Raw genomic sequence first — 14,805 nt, forward strand, 5'->3', positions numbered from 1 at the left:
CGAGTCCAGTCACCATGATGCCCGCCGCCCAGGATCGTCCGCCGCGTCGGCCCCGCCGCACCGGAGTACGTGCCACAGCGGCCTTCCTGCTCGCGGCATTACTGGTCCCGATGCTCGCGAGTTGCCTACGCGTCCAGGTATCGATGGGAGTCTCGTCCAACGACCGGGTATCGGGCCGGATCGTGGTCGCTGTGGTGCCCGTCGGCCCCGACGACACCGGCCCCCAGCTCGAAGCGCCGGAGTCGATCGCGGCGAAACTGCGGGTGGAGCCGTACACCCAAGACGGATATGTGGGCAGTCAGGTGTTCTTCAACGACCTGTCCTTCGGCGAAGTACAGCAACTCGGGCAGCTGTCCGAACAAACCCAGGGCTTGTTCCAGCTACAGTTCCAGCGCACCGGGGACCTGGTCGGTCTGACCGGCCGGTTCGATCTGAAATCCGTTCCGCCGCACGGCTCCGATGTGCAATTCACCATCGCGTTCCCGGCGCGCGTCGCCAGAACCAACGGCATCCGCGAGGGCGACAGCACCGTCTCCTGGAAACTTCCACCCGGTGATGTCTCCATGGTGCATGCCGAGGTCCGATACGCCGACCCGAACACCCGCTCGTTCGCGGGCTGGGCAGGTATCGTCGGCGGTGTCACCCTCGCGGTTGCCGCTATTGTCGCCGCGGTGGCCTACCTGGATCGCAACCCCACCCCCTCCGGCACCGGATTCTCCCCGACCCGCTGGTGGCGCTCGGTGACGCAGAACCGCTGAGCACTCGGCCCGTACGCCGGAATAACGTGGCGCACATGTTTGATGCCGATCGGCCGACACCGTTATCCGCGGGCTCGATCCTGCCTGCCTGCGGTGCCACACTGGCGGTGCTCGGCGCGGGCATCGCGCTGTACAACCGCATCACCGTGCCCCGGTTGCCTGGTACGCCTGCCCCGGTACACGAGCCGATCACCGTCTGTATCCCGGCGCGCAACGAAGCCGACCGGCTTCCCGATCTGATCGCCGATCTGCGCGCACAGGTGGGAGTACCAGAGCTGTCGGTACGTATTCTCGACGACGCGTCCACCGACGACACCACCGCCGCCGCCCGCGCGGCGATCGCAGGTGATCCGCGCTTCACCCTGTCACGCACCGAATCCGGCCCGCCTCCAGGGTGGACCGGGAAGGCCGCGGCCTGCGCCCGGTTGACCACGGCAGTGACCGCACCGGTGCTGGTCTTCCTGGACGCCGATGTCCGTTTGGCCCCAACGGCACTCGCGGCAGCGGTCGGTACCCTACGCGCGCGGGGAGCCGCACTGGTCTCGCCGTGGCCGCTGCAACTGGCAGGATCGGTGGCGGAGGCCGTGGTGCAACCTTTGTTGTGCTGGTCGTGGGCTTCGACCCTGCCGATCACCGCGGCCGAGCGGAGCCCGCGGCCATCGACCGCGGTGGCCTGCGGCCAGTTCCTCGTGTTCGACCACGCGCACTATCGCGCGGTGGGCGGCCACGCGGCGGTGGCGGGAAACCGCACCGAGGACCTCGAGCTCGCCCGTATCCTGCGTCGGGCCGGATATCCCACTGCTCTGGTAGCCGCAGGGCCGCTGACCCGCACCAGAATGTACCGTGGCGCGGCCGAACTGGACGCGGGCTACACCCGCTGGCTCTGGTCGGCTTATGGGGGCACCGTGGCAGGAGGAGCCGCAGTGGGGCTGTTGTCCACCCTTGTCTATGTAGCACCGCCCGCGGCCGCCCTCCTCGGTAAGGGCCGGGTCCGGCGCACGGGTTCGATCGGCTGGCTCGCCGCGGTAGCGAGCAGGCTGCTGGCCCGGTCCATCGAGACCGGTGGGTCACTCGACCGCACCGACTTTCTCGCCGCCCTCGCACATCCCCTGTCCGTAGGGGCATACCTGCTGCTCTGGGTGCGTTCGCATCGGGCGATGCGCCGCGGCACGGTGCGCTGGAAAGATCGCCCGCTCCGCTGAGCTCGGGGTAGATATCGCGGGACACCCGGCGGGCGCGGCACCGTCGAGGCGCCCAGCGCTGCCGGGTGACCAACCGCTTATCCGCTCCTGGTACCGCATTCACTCATGGCACGGTGCTGATACCGACCGTCGGCAAGAAATAGCAGGACCTGGCGCCATTGCGAACCGAGCCGAACACTGCGGCCAGGACGGTACCGGAGCCGGTATCCACCGGGACCGCACGCACCCCGCCCATCGGGAGAGCTGCGACGAGGAAGTCCCGGATGCGCTGCTCGGCCTCTGGCCGCAGCTGCGGCGGAACCGCTGTCGGGATCATCGCCCCGGCGACCTCCGGCAGCGAGCCCATCGCGGCCGTGCCACCGCGGCCGTTATTCAGATTGAGCCAAGCGACCTGCATACCCGCGGTATCCGGTCCGTCTGCGGTAAGACCGAGGGGCACGAAGGTGAACACGGCCTGTTGTGCCTTGACGGCGCTCAAATCGAGACCGGGGATCTGCACGGTGTTCTTCGGCCACGGACCAGGAATAATCCCTGCCAGGGCGGGAGCGATACCGAAATCGGTGTCCTCCCGGCAGAACGCCGCCGCGGCCGGGTACAGGAACGGCTCGATGCCGAGCTCGCGCAGTGCGTCGAGCGCGGCTTGATAAGAACTCGGCGGTTGCTCCGGCTCGGCGACCGGCGTCGCATGATCGACGACGGCCGGAATCACGGGGGCAGGGGCCGCGTTCGCGACTCCTGGCCCCGCGAACACCGAAACGACCGCACACGTCGCGACAACAGACAACGTCGCGACAACAGACAACGCAGGCAACACGGACAGACGGTGCACTATGGTCACGAAACCTCCTCATCGGCGGAACGATCGAGGGGCACAGTACTCCGGCAAACGGATACGACAGGCCGTATTGCGGACAGTGATTTCCTGGCGGGCACCCGATTCCCGGTGATGCCGGAGCACGAGCACGAGACCTGTACGTTCGCAGCGATTTCCGCATCCACCCACAGTGCGTGACCGCACTGCCGATGCGTAGGGTCAGGCGCTGATCGGCGCGTCCATGACACCGTAACCGAGATTGGTGAGCACCTCACTGGTCGCCTTGGCGAAGTTGAGGGTGATGAAGTGCAGGCAGGGAGCGCCCTCGTCGATCAGCCGCTGCGCGATCTCGGTGGCGATCTCGATACCGGCGGCACGCACCGCCGCGGCGTTCTCGACACCATCGCCTGCCGCTTTGCGCAACCGCTCCATAACGGAGGCGGGGAGCGCTCTGCCACAGAGTTGTTCGGCACGCAGCACAGTGCGTAGCGAAGTGATCGGCATCAGTTCCGGGATGATCGGCTTGGCGCCTTCGATCGGATCGAACGCCGCGATCCGATCACGCAGGCGCAGATAGTGCTCGACGTCGAAGAACATCTGGGTGATCGAATACTCCGCGCCCGCGCGCAATTTCGCGGCCAGAAACGCGGTATCGGTCGCCAGATCCGGCGAATGGTGATGGCCTTGTGGGAACGAGGCGACACCGACGTGGAAATCACCGAGATCGCGCACGAGGCGCACCAGTTCCTCGGCATAGGAGACTCCGTCAGGGTGCTTGTGCCACTCCCCGAGCGGATCATCCGGCGGATCACCGCGTAGCACCAAGATATTGCGTATGCCGGAATCGGCATACGCGCCGACCAGCGAACGCAACTCGGCGACACTGTGCCCTACCGCGGTCAGATGGGCCACCGGCAGCAATGTGGTCTCCCGTGCGAGCTCACCGGTGACTCGCACGGTACGGCCACGGGTGGAGCCACCCGCACCGTAGGTCATCGACACGAACGCCGGATGCATGCGCTCGAACTGCCGCACCGCACGCCACAACCGCGCCTCGGCGGCCTCGTCCCTCGGTGGATTGAACTCCACCGAGAACGGCACCGCGCGCCCAGGATGAGCCCGCAGACTCTGGACAACCGAAGGCGTTCCAGAGACACCGGGTAGTGTCCGGGCAGGCCGGTCGAGGGGCGAGCTTGCCCGCGCGTTGTCGAAAGTCACCGATCCAGTCTAGAGGTGTCCGGTAACGGCACTGCCGGGTTGTTCGGACTCCCGCGTATTCTTCGGACCGGGCGACATGTCCGCTCAGCCGATCGGCACGCGAACGTACTCGGTCGGCTGAGGGATCACCCACAGCGCTCGGGCGCTCTTCGGCCCGTGCGTCCCCTGTCCGCACAACCATGGAGGTGTCCGCACGACCATGGAGGCCGCCCTGTCCGCCGGAACCGGCACCCGGACTCCGCACGCCACCGTGCCGCAGCCGGGCACCCCCGCTTTCGGCACCGCTATAGCAGAGATCTTGACGGGTTTCTTCGGTACCCGTCGCGCGACTGTCGAACGACTCGGCCCAGTCTTCGCCGAGGCCGCGGACGTGCTGGAACAGTTCGTATTACGTGGCGGGAAACGCACAAGACCCGCGTTCGCCTGGATCGGCTGGCTCGGCGCCGGTGGTAATGCCACCGGACCGGAGGCCGACGCAGTGCTCACCGCCTGCACCGCACTGGAACTGGTCCAGGCCTGCGCACTGATCCACGACGACATCATCGACTCCTCCCAGACCCGCCGCCGCTTCCCCACCGTGCATGTGGACTTCACCCAGCGCCACCGCGAACGCGAATGGGCAGGCGATGCCGCGCACTTCGGCACCAGCGTGGCCATCTTGATCGGTGATCTGGCGCTGGCCTGGGCAGATGACATGGTGCATTCGGCCGGTCTCGAGCAGGCGGCGCTCAGCAGATTCACCCCGGTATGGGCTGCCATGCGCACCGAGGTGCTCGGCGGCCAATTGCTCGACATCACCGGCGAGGCGGGTGCCGACGAATCGATCGAAGCCGCGTTACGGATCAACCGGTATAAAACCGCCGCCTATACCGTCGAACGCCCATTGCATCTCGGCGCGGCTCTCGCGGCGGCCGACCACGGGTTGATCGAGGCGTACCGGACATTCGGCACCGCTATCGGCATCGCCTTCCAGCTCCGCGATGATCTGCTCGGGGTTTTCGGCGATCCGGCGGTGACCGGTAAGCCCTCGGGCGACGACCTGCGCGAGGGCAAACGCACCGTACTACTTGCCGAGGCGCTGCGCCGCGCGGACGACACCGCCCCCGCCGTTGCCGCGCTGCTGCGCAGCGGGATCGGCACCGAGCTGAGCGCGGAGGCGGTACAACGGTTGCGCGCGCTGCTCATCGAACTCGGCGCGGTCGACGCGGTGGAACGTCGGATCGCCGAGCTCACCGAGCGTGGCCTTGCCGCCATCGAGACCAGCTCGGCGACTCCGGTGGCGAAAGAACGACTACGTGCCATGGCACTGGCCGCGACCGAACGGACCGCGTGAACCTCGTGACGGCGCACGTCCGGGTGAGAAGGAGAACGGCATGAGAACTGTTACCGGACCCACCGATCGGGTAGTGGTGGTCGGCGCAGGGCTGGCCGGTCTCTCCGCCGCGCTGTACCTGACCGGCGCGGGGCATACGGTGACACTGCTCGAACGGGCCGAGCACCCCGGCGGCCGGGTCGGGCGCTATCAGGGCGCGGACTATGTCATCGATTCCGGCGCCACCGTACTGACTCTGCCCGAGCTGATCACCGATGCACTCGGCGCGGTCGGGCGCAGTCCGGAAACCTGTGTCCCCCCGCTACGCATGCGTCGACTGGCACCGAGCTACCACGCACGGTTCGCCGACCACACCCAGATCAGACTGTTCGCCGACCCGGACGCGATGGCCGCGGAGGTCGAGCGGACCTGCGGCCCCGCCGAAGCACGCGGATACCTGCGGCTGCGCGACTGGCTCGCACGCGTCTACGCGGCCGAGTTCTCCGAGTTCATGGATACCAACTTCGACTCGCCGCTGGACCTGGTGCGGCTGCCCGCGAAGCGCCGCGCGCTGATCGAACTGGTGCGGCTGGGTGGCTTCGGCAGGCTCGGACACCGGATACACCGGTTTCTACGCGATCCACGCCTGGCCCGCCTGTTCACCTTCCAAGCCCTCTACGCGGGTATGCCGCCTGCCGAAGCACTCGCTGTATACGGGGCGATCCCACATATGGACACCTCGCTCGGCGTCTACTTTCCCGAAGGCGGTATGCGGACGATCGCCGTGGCACTGGCACAGGCGTTCACCGATGCGGGTGGCACGCTGGAACTCGACACCGAGGTGACCGGAATCGATTACGCGGGCCGCAGAGCGCGGCGTGCCCGTACCGCCGACGGACGGTCCTTCGACTGCGATGCGCTCGTGCTCACCGCCGATCTCGGATCACTCGACCGTTTCGGCGTACGACCGAGGCGTGGCCTGCGGGCCTCGCCCTCGGCGGTGGTCGCGCACGGCACTGTGCCCGCCGCGGTCACAGCGGGCTGGCCGGTGCAGGCACACCACGTCATCGAGTTCGGACGGGCCTGGGACAGTACCTTCGCCGAGATCACCGCACGGCGCGGCCGTGGCACGCTGATGAGCGACCCCTCACTGCTGCTGACTCGCCCAGCGCATACCGATCCCACGCTGTTCATCGAACGGTCCGGGATACGCTACGAGCCGTTCTCCCTGCTGGCGCCATGCCCGAACCTGACAGCCGCACCCCTGGACTGGCCCCGGCTCGGCCCAGCCTATCTACGCGAACTGCTTATGGTGCTGGAAGCACGGGGGTATCGCGGGATCGTCGAGAACTTCGCCGTCGATCGGCTCGACACGCCACAGACGTGGTTCGACTACGGCATGCTCGCAGGCACGCCGTTCTCCGCGGCGCATCTTTTCCGGCAAACCGGACCGTTTCGGCCGAACAATTTCCCCCGGTCCAGTGCGAATGTGATCATCGCTGGTTGTGGTACCACGCCTGGCGTCGGAGTGCCGACCGCGCTGCTTTCCGGGAAACTGGCGGCAACTCGTATTTCCGGCACTGCCGGGCCCGCTCGACACCTGACCTCGCGCACCAGCCGGATAGCATTCCGCACGACGCCGTAAACTGAGCGCCGACCTATTCGCTCGCGGTTGCGACCGCCGACCACTCGGGGGGAACCAACACCAGATGGCATCCCCCGAAACACGCGCGGAAGGACCGGGTTCCACTCTCGGCGCCGACCACACAGCATCCGACTCCCCCTACCGCGAATCAGCCGCCGCACATGGTTTCCTGTGGAGAATGCGCGCCTACTCCGACTTCGCCAGAAGCCCCGAAGGCCATGCCGCGCTGCTCGGATTCTTCGGCGCGGTGATGATCACCTTCGGCGGGTTCGGTGCGGGCGCCGTGCGCCGACGTGACCCACTGCTGGAAGCCATGCATCTGTCCTGGCTGCGTTTCGGACACGGCTACGCGCTGTCCACCGTATGCGTCTGGATCGGCGTCCTGCTGATGATCACCGCGTGGGTCCGGCTCGGGCGTATCCTGATCGCATCGGACGACCGAGCCGGTACCGGACCCACACCCAACGAACTGCGCGCCATCGTCGGTATCTGGATCACCCCGCTGCTGTTCGCCGTACCGATGTTCAGCCGGGACACCTACTCCTATCTGGCCCAGGGCGCACTGCTGCGCGATGGCTTCGACCCTTATCAGGTCGGACCGGTGGCGAATCCCGGTATCCTGCTGGACAACGTGAGCTCGGTCTGGACGACGACCACAGCGCCATACGGTCCGGTATTCCTCCTGCTCGGCCGCGCGATCACCACCGTGACCGGCGACAATGTCGTGGCAGGCACCATCGCGATGCGATTGGTCATGCTGCCCGGCCTGATGCTGATGATGTGGGCCGTACCGTATCTGACCAGGCACCTCGGCGGCAGACCCGCCCTCGCGCTATGGCTGGCGGTGCTCAACCCACTGGTGCTGATCCACCTGATCGGCGGCGTACACAACGAAATGCTGATGGTCGGCCTGATGTGCGCGGGCATCGCACTGGTGCTGGAACGGCACCACGTAGCGGGCATCGTGGTCGTCGCGATCGGGGTGGCTATCAAGGCGACCGCCGGGGTGGCGCTGCCGTTTTTGGTGTGGATCTGGATGCTGCATGAGCGCGAACGCCGGGCCGCGCAGCGGGTCGGTCGCGACCCGGCGAATCTGCCCGCGAACGAACAACCCGGCGACGCGGCCGAACCCACCGAGGACATGCCGCACCCCGCGCTGACCTTCGCCAAGATCGCGGGCTTGGGCCTGAGCGTGTTCGCGGTGGTCTTCGTGGCCGCCTCCGCTGTCGCCGGTGTTGGCATAGGCTGGCTGAGCGCGCTGTCGGGGTCGAAGAAGATCATCAACTGGCTCTCCCTGCCGACCGTTATGGCCCATATGGTCACCTGGGTGACCCCGCTGGGGATGGATTCGGTGCTCTCGGTAACCCGGATGGGCTGCTTACTGGCCATGATCGCGATACTGGCCTGGACCTGGTGGCGGTTCCGGCACAGTGAACGAGAGGCAGTGCTCGGCATCCTGATCGCGTTCGTCGCGATCGTCATCCTCTCACCCGCCGCATTGCCCTGGTACTACTCGTGGCCGCTGGCACTGGCCGCCGGATTCGCGCTGTCGACGACAACGCTGATGACACTGGTGGGGCTGTGTACCTGGCTCATGCTGGTTTTCCAGCCGGACGGCTCGAACGGCTTCGACAACTTCTGGCATATCGCCGCGGCCACCTTCGCCGCCGTCGTCGCAGCGCTGTCCTTGCGTACGGTGGACCCGCTGCGGCTGCGCGCCGCACCGGCACGCAGCACCGCAGCCGCGTATTCTTCCGCCCCATGACCCACAGCCTGCACACGACCTCGGCCCTGCTGCCGCGCGCCTATCGAGAATGCAGGAGTATCGCCGCCGCCAACGGTCGCACCTATTTCCTGGCCACTCGGCTGCTGTCGGCCGATCGAAGGCCCGCGGTACACGCGTTGTACGCATTCGCCAGGATGGTCGACGATGTCGTCGACCATCCTGGTCGGCAGGACACAGACCATCCTGGTCGGCAGGACACAGACCATCCTGGTCGGCAGGACACAGACCATCCTGGTCGGCAGGACACAGACCATCCTGGTCGGCAGGACGGCGCATCCGGCAGCGATACCCCTACGCGCGGACCCGTCGAAGCGATCGACAGGATCGAGCGGGAACTGCGGGCCGCGGTCGAACCGCGCGATCACCGGAGTTCACCGGGTTCCGCCGGCGTCGAGCAGGCACCACGAACAGCGCGAACACCAGTGCCGAGCGCCATGGCCTCGGAATACGCGCAGGCCGGAGCGGATTCGGTTCCGCAACGGGCGCTCGTCCTGACCGCCGTCGCCGACACCATCCAGCGCTACGACATCGACACGCGGCACTTCTGGACGTTCCTCGATTCCATGCGGATGGACGTTCCCGGCGCGGCGACCTTCCGGAACCGATATGCCACCATGACCGAATTACGCGAGTACATGCGTGGCTCCGCGGCCGCGATCGGCTTGCAGCTGCTTCCGGTACTCGGCACAGTCGTCCCGGTGTCCGAGGCCGAACCGGCCGCCGCCGCACTCGGTGAAGCATTCCAGCTCACCAACTTCGTGCGAGATATCGCAGAGGATCTCGATCGTGATCGGGTCTATCTGCCCGCCGATACCCTCACCGCGTTCGGCGTATCCGATGACCTGCTCTTCCACTGCCGCCGCACCGGGCACACCGATCAGCGCGTCCGGCGGGCGCTGGCCCATCTCATCGCGGTCAACCGTGATATCTACCGGCGTGCCGAACCCGGTATCGACCTGCTCGAACCGCGCGTACGCCCGGCCATCCGCACTGCGGCCATCCTCTACGCCGATATCCTGCGCTATGTCGAACGCAGCGACTATGCCGTCTTCGCCCACCGGGCCGTGGTCCCCCGCCGACGCCGCCTTCGCATAGCGGCCACCGAGTTCGCCGCCGCGGCTCTGCGCAGTGGACGCAGGCACTGATCGGCGGCCACCGTACCGAGCGATCGGGCATCGGCCGAGGTCTCAGGACCGGACACCACATGACCCACGAACCGGGCGGATCGGCTCAGAACGGTTCTGCCGCCGCTCGGCGCAGTACTTCACGGGCCAATGGACCGTGCAGCGCATCGATCGGTGTGCCCGGCAGACTGTCGTCCTCGGTGAAGATCCATTCCAAGATCTCTTCGTCGGTGTATCTGGCGTCCCGCATCACCGTGATCAGCCCGGGCAGCGGCTTCACCACCGCCCCGGTGTCATCGAAGAAACATTCGGGAACACCGGCCACACCCGCTCTGCGCACGGCGATCATCTGATGATCACGCAGCATCTGATGTACTCGGGTCACCACCAGCCCGAGCCGATCGGCCACCTCCGGCAGTGACACCAGGGTCACCGACTGTGGAAGGACGTCATCACTGCAGGGAAATGCACTCACTCGGACAACGGTAGACGGTCGGGCGGTACCCGTCGTAAGACACCCGGGCGGGTGATGTCGTTACCATCGTGGGGCCGCACCACGGCGGCTGCTCGCTTATCGCAGGTACTGCGGGGGAGAACTTTGTGAAAGCCGGAGGACACTACTTGATCGGCCAGATGCTGGAAGGGCGCTATCGAATCGATGCGCCGATCGCCCGCGGCGGGATGTCGATGGTCTTCCGCGGGGTCGACACCCGCCTGGACCGCCCGGTCGCCATCAAAGTGATGGATCCGAAGTTCGCGGGCGACCCGCAGTTCCTTGCCCGATTCGAACTCGAAGCGCGCTCGGTCGCCAAGCTCAAGCATCCCTCGCTGGTAGCGGTGTACGACCAGGGCATCGACGGCGAACACCCTTTCCTGATCATGGAGCTGGTCGAGGGCGGCACCCTACGCGAGCTGCTGCGCGAACGCGGCCCGATGCCGCCGCACGCGGTGCGTGCTGTCGCCGAGCCGGTGCTCGCGGCGATCGGGGTGGCCCATGCGGCGGGACTGGTGCACCGCGATATCAAGCCGGAGAACATCCTGATCTCCGACTCGGGGGAAGTGAAGATCGCCGACTTCGGCTTGGTGCGTGCGGTGGCCGCGGCGAATACCACCTCGGCGAGCGTCATTCTCGGCACCGCAGCCTATCTGTCCCCGGAGCAGGTCACCAGCGGCACCGCCGACGCGCGCAGCGATGTCTACGCATTCGGCGTGCTGACCTTCGAAATGCTCACCGGCCATGTTCCGTTCACCGGCGACACCTCCCTGTCGGTGGCATATCAGCGTATCGAGAACGATGTGCCGAGTCCGAGTGCGTTCATCGCCGGGGTACCGCCGGAATTCGACGCGTTGGTCACCAAGGCGACCGCGCGCGAACCCGTGCACCGGTTTTCGGATGCGAACGAGATGGTGGAAGCGGTACGGCATATCAGTATGGCGCTGCAGCTGCCCGACTACCGTGTACCGGCGCCGGAGGAATCGGCCGAGCATCTCAGCGCCGGCTACCAGACCGTTGCCCCAGAGCGCGCTGTCCCGGATCGGGAAGGGCAACCGAACCGCGCCGGAGCCGCGCTGCGCGAACAGCCCACACCACAGCCTGTGCAACACACCAAGGTAGTGACCACGCAACATCCCCGGCTCGGGAACAACCCGCCGGATACCAGCGACCAACCGGCACCGGAGCGCCAGAAACACCCCGGAGCACCGTACTCCCCCTATGCCGGTGCGGCGGGCTATCCCGGCACGTCTGGTCCGTCCCGGCGCACGGTATGGCTGTGGGTGGCCATCGTCACGGCTCTCACCCTGCTGGTCGGCGCAGGCGGCTGGTGGCTCGGGTTCGGCCGCTATTCGACGGTCCCGCCGATCGCGGGACTGGACACCGACAATGCGATCGCTCTACTTCAGGACGCCGGATTCGATACCGAGATCCGGCAACGAGCTTCGGACACGATCCCGGTGGGCGGGGTGGTCGGCAGCGACCCGTCGGCCGGATCCGAGATCGCCAAGGGCTCGACGGTCCAGGTCCTGGTCTCCAGCGGAAAACCCAAGGTGCCGGATGTCGGACCCGGTGACGAGGTGGCACGAGTCAACCAGTTGATCCAGGACAGTGGGCTGCGACCGGTCGATGCCGGGGAGGCCTCCAGCACCGCGCCCAAAGGCACCCTCGCCAGAGTCGAACCGGCTCCGGGGACTGTACTGCCGCTCGGCGCACAGGTGAAGGTGTTCCGCAGCAAGGGATCACAGCCGGTGCAAATCCCTGAGGTACGCGGCAAATCCACCGACGAAGCCATCAGAATCCTCGCCGATACCGGAATCGAGGTGCGCGAAACCACGAGGCAGTTCGACCGTCGGATCGGGACGGATCTGGTCATCGGCACGAATCCGACGGCGGGCAGCACTGTGCAATCCGGCGACGGCGTCGTATTGCTGGTCTCCAATGCCATCGAGCTGCCCGATGTGCTCGGGTCGACCGTCGGCGACGCCCGCGCGAAACTGCAGGCCCTCGGTCTCGTGGTCAAGGTGAGACAGTTCGCGCCGATGGACGGTTCCCGGGTGGTCTCGCAGATCCCCGCCATCGGCACCAACCTCGAAGCGGGCGATACGGTCACCCTCGTGGCACTGCCCTGACCGAAGCCGGACCGGCCCCGCACCGCGAGGCCGATCATCGGTGCGCCGCGGCCAGGACTGCCGCGCCCCAGCTCCTCCAGCCGGGGCGCACCGACTCAGCGCAGCATCTCCGCGACAAGGAAGGCCAGCTCCAGCGACTGCTGGGTGTTCAGCCTTGGATCGCAGGCGGTCTCGTAACGACCGGAAAGATCGAGATCGGAGATATCCTGGGCGCCGCCGAGACATTCGGTGACATCCTCGCCGGTGAGTTCGATGTGCATACCGCCCGGGTGGGTGCCGAGCGCGTGGTGCACCTCGAAGAAGCCCTGCACCTCGTCGACGATGCGGTCGAAGTGGCGGGTCTTGAAACCAGTGGACGATTCGTGGGTATTGCCGTGCATCGGATCGCACTGCCAGATCACCTGATGACCGGTGGCCTGGACTTTCTCGATGATGGCCGGAAGGACCTCGCGGACCTTGGTATTCCCCATCCTGGAGACGATGGTCAGCTTGCCCGGCTCATTGTTCGGGTCGAGTCGCTCTACGTATTCCACGGCCTGATCGGGAGTGGTGGACGGGCCGATCTTCAGACCGATCGGATTGGCGATCAACTCCGCGAACGCGATATGCGCACCATCCAGCCGGCGGGTGCGTTCACCGATCCAGAGGAAGTGCGCGGACAGATCGTAGAGCACCTGCTCCCCGATCGCGTTCTCACTCAACCGCAACATGGCGCGCTCGTAGTCCAGGACGAGCGCTTCGTGACTGGCGTAGATACGAGCCGATTTCAAGCTCGGATCGTTTACCTGGCATGCGGTCATGAACGCGAGGCCGCGGTCGATCTCCTCGGCCAGCGCCTCATAACGTGCGCCCGCGGGCGATTGGGCCACGAAATCACGGTTCCAATCGTGCACTTTGTGCAGGTCGGCCATCCCCGCGCTGGTCAGCGCCCGCACCAGGTTCATCGCCGCGCTCGCATTGGCATAGGCACGGACCAGTCGGGAGGGATCGTGTTTGCGTAGCGCCGGGTCCGCCACCAGCGAGTTCACCATATCGCCTCGGTAGGATTCCAGACCGAGCGCATCGATGTTCGACGAGCGCGGCTTGGCGTACTGGCCCGCGATCCGAGCGACTTTCACGACCGGCAGGCTCGCACCGTAGGTGAGCACGACCGCCATCTGCAACAGGGTGCGGATGTTGCCACGGATATGCGGCTCGGTGTTATCGGCGAATGTCTCCGCGCAGTCACCGCCCTGCATCAGGAACGCTTCACCGCGGGCGACCTCGGCCAAATGCCCGCGCAGCTCTTCCACCTCGGCGGGCACACAGATCGGCGGCACACTCTCCAGTACCGTGCGCATCTTGGCCGCCTGTTCCGGATCCCAGGAAGGCTGCTGCAGAGCGGGGAGCGCCAGCGCCTCGTCCAACCGTCTGCGCAGCTCCGTGGGCAGCGGCGGCAGTTCCGGTAGGCGATCGATGGGTACGTCCACGGTCCAGTTCACCAGTTCAGGATACGGATCACCGCCCCTGCGGGAACACCCGGTCTCGGTGGCGCCGCAACCACCCGACGTGGCGAAGATCTCCACCCTATGGCCCCTTGCGCGGCCGACGCCAGTATGCACCATAAGGTTGCTGGAGAACCCTTCACCTGCCACGACGGTACCGACACCCGGCCGCGAAGGCACCGACACCGAGGAGAGACCGATCTCGCTGAGATATTTCTACGACTGCGAATTCATCGAGGACGGCACCACCATCGACTTGATCTCCATCGGTGTCGTCTGCGAGGACGGCCGAGAGTACTACGCGGTGTCCACCGAGTTCGATCCCGACCGTGCCGGCCCGTGGGTACGTAAGTACGTATTGCCCCAGCTGCCTTCGCCCGCCTCCCCGTTATGGCGGAGTCGCACGCGGATCCGCGATGAGCTGTACGCGTTCCTCGTGCCGCGACCGAGTGTGCAACCACAGCTGTGGGCCTGGGTCGGGGCCTATGACCATGTGGCGTTGTGCCAGCTGTGGGGTTCCATGGTCGATCTGCCAACCACGCTGCCCCGATACACCAACGAGCTGCGTCAGCACTGGGAGGCGCACGGCCGTCCCGAACTCCCGAGGACCCCGCCGGACGCGCATGACGCGCTGGCCGACGCCCGGCACAATCTGGTCAAATTCGAAGCGATCGAGGCGGCCCGGCGCGCGACACCGCGCCTGTGACGCTCAGCCACATAACGGCACGCCCCGCATAACAGCACACGGCCCCGAGTCATAGCGACTCGGGGCCGTGGTCCGTACAGGGTCAGTGGCCGTCGTTCTTGCCGTTGGCTCGTTCCTGTACCTGTTGCAGT

At 66.5% G+C, this 14,805-nt stretch carries 12 protein-coding genes; 8 read left to right on the top strand and 4 right to left on the bottom strand.

Annotation, left to right across the window (positions count from 1 at the left end; all coding sequences use genetic code 11):
- Positions 1–17: 17 nt before the first annotated feature.
- Both ACL02S_RS19205 and ACL02S_RS19210 read left to right on the top strand, forming a co-directional pair.
- On the top strand, positions 18–758 hold the full coding sequence (locus tag ACL02S_RS19205; protein WP_412803851.1) for an LppM family (lipo)protein: 741 nt from the start codon (positions 18–20) through the stop codon (positions 756–758).
- Positions 759–793: 35 nt separating this feature from the next.
- Complete coding sequence (locus tag ACL02S_RS19210; protein WP_412803833.1) at positions 794–1,960, top strand: glycosyltransferase family 2 protein; 1,167 nt, start codon at positions 794–796, stop codon at positions 1,958–1,960.
- Positions 1,961–2,063: 103 nt separating this feature from the next.
- Here the strand turns inward: ACL02S_RS19210 and ACL02S_RS19215 are convergent, their stop codons facing one another.
- Together ACL02S_RS19215 and ACL02S_RS19220 are read right to left on the bottom strand one after the other, a co-directional pair.
- On the bottom strand, positions 2,064–2,798 hold the full coding sequence (locus ACL02S_RS19215) for a hypothetical protein (RefSeq protein WP_412803834.1): 735 nt from the start codon (positions 2,796–2,798) through the stop codon (positions 2,064–2,066).
- A gap of 195 nt (positions 2,799–2,993) precedes the next feature.
- Positions 2,994–3,992, bottom strand: a complete 999-nt coding sequence (locus tag ACL02S_RS19220) for a methylenetetrahydrofolate reductase (RefSeq protein WP_412803835.1) — start codon at positions 3,990–3,992, stop codon at positions 2,994–2,996.
- Between the two features lie 199 nt (positions 3,993–4,191).
- Here ACL02S_RS19220 and ACL02S_RS19225 point away from each other — a divergent pair, with 199 nt between their 5' ends.
- From ACL02S_RS19225 to ACL02S_RS19240, 4 genes are all read left to right on the top strand, one after another.
- Positions 4,192–5,325, top strand: a complete 1,134-nt coding sequence (locus tag ACL02S_RS19225) for a polyprenyl synthetase family protein (protein ID WP_412803836.1) — start codon at positions 4,192–4,194, stop codon at positions 5,323–5,325.
- Positions 5,326–5,365: 40 nt separating this feature from the next.
- On the top strand, positions 5,366–6,949 hold the full coding sequence (gene crtI / locus ACL02S_RS19230) for a phytoene desaturase family protein (protein WP_412803837.1): 1,584 nt from the start codon (positions 5,366–5,368) through the stop codon (positions 6,947–6,949).
- A gap of 64 nt (positions 6,950–7,013) precedes the next feature.
- Positions 7,014–8,714, top strand: coding sequence for an alpha-(1->6)-mannopyranosyltransferase A (locus ACL02S_RS19235; RefSeq protein ID WP_412803838.1), 1,701 nt, complete (start codon positions 7,014–7,016; stop codon positions 8,712–8,714).
- Positions 8,711–9,880 carry a phytoene/squalene synthase family protein gene (locus ACL02S_RS19240; RefSeq protein WP_412803839.1) on the top strand — a complete coding sequence of 390 codons (1,170 nt, stop codon included), beginning with the start codon at positions 8,711–8,713 and terminating at the stop codon, positions 9,878–9,880. Before ACL02S_RS19235 ends, ACL02S_RS19240 begins: the two co-directional genes overlap by 4 nt.
- An 85-nt stretch (positions 9,881–9,965) precedes the next feature.
- Here ACL02S_RS19240 and ACL02S_RS19245 read toward each other — a convergent pair whose 3' ends face one another.
- Entirely contained in the window at positions 9,966–10,334 is a 369-nt protein-coding gene (locus ACL02S_RS19245; RefSeq protein WP_412803840.1) for an Rv2175c family DNA-binding protein, read from the bottom strand.
- Between the two features lie 125 nt (positions 10,335–10,459).
- Here ACL02S_RS19245 and pknB point away from each other — a divergent pair, with 125 nt between their 5' ends.
- Positions 10,460–12,484, top strand: a complete 2,025-nt coding sequence (pknB, locus tag ACL02S_RS19250) for a Stk1 family PASTA domain-containing Ser/Thr kinase (RefSeq protein WP_412803841.1) — start codon at positions 10,460–10,462, stop codon at positions 12,482–12,484.
- A 95-nt stretch (positions 12,485–12,579) separates the two neighbouring features.
- Here pknB and ACL02S_RS19255 read toward each other — a convergent pair whose 3' ends face one another.
- Entirely contained in the window at positions 12,580–13,965 is a 1,386-nt protein-coding gene (locus ACL02S_RS19255) for a class II 3-deoxy-7-phosphoheptulonate synthase (RefSeq protein ID WP_412803842.1), read from the bottom strand.
- Between the two features lie 208 nt (positions 13,966–14,173).
- Here ACL02S_RS19255 and ACL02S_RS19260 point away from each other — a divergent pair, with 208 nt between their 5' ends.
- Positions 14,174–14,674, top strand: coding sequence for a polyadenylate-specific 3'-exoribonuclease AS (locus tag ACL02S_RS19260; protein WP_412803852.1), 501 nt, complete (start codon positions 14,174–14,176; stop codon positions 14,672–14,674).
- Positions 14,675–14,805: the final 131 nt, after the last annotated feature.

Origin of the sequence: Nocardia spongicola, from assembly GCF_047200775.1 — a bacterium.
Classification (GTDB): Bacteria; Actinomycetota; Actinomycetes; order Mycobacteriales; family Mycobacteriaceae; genus Nocardia.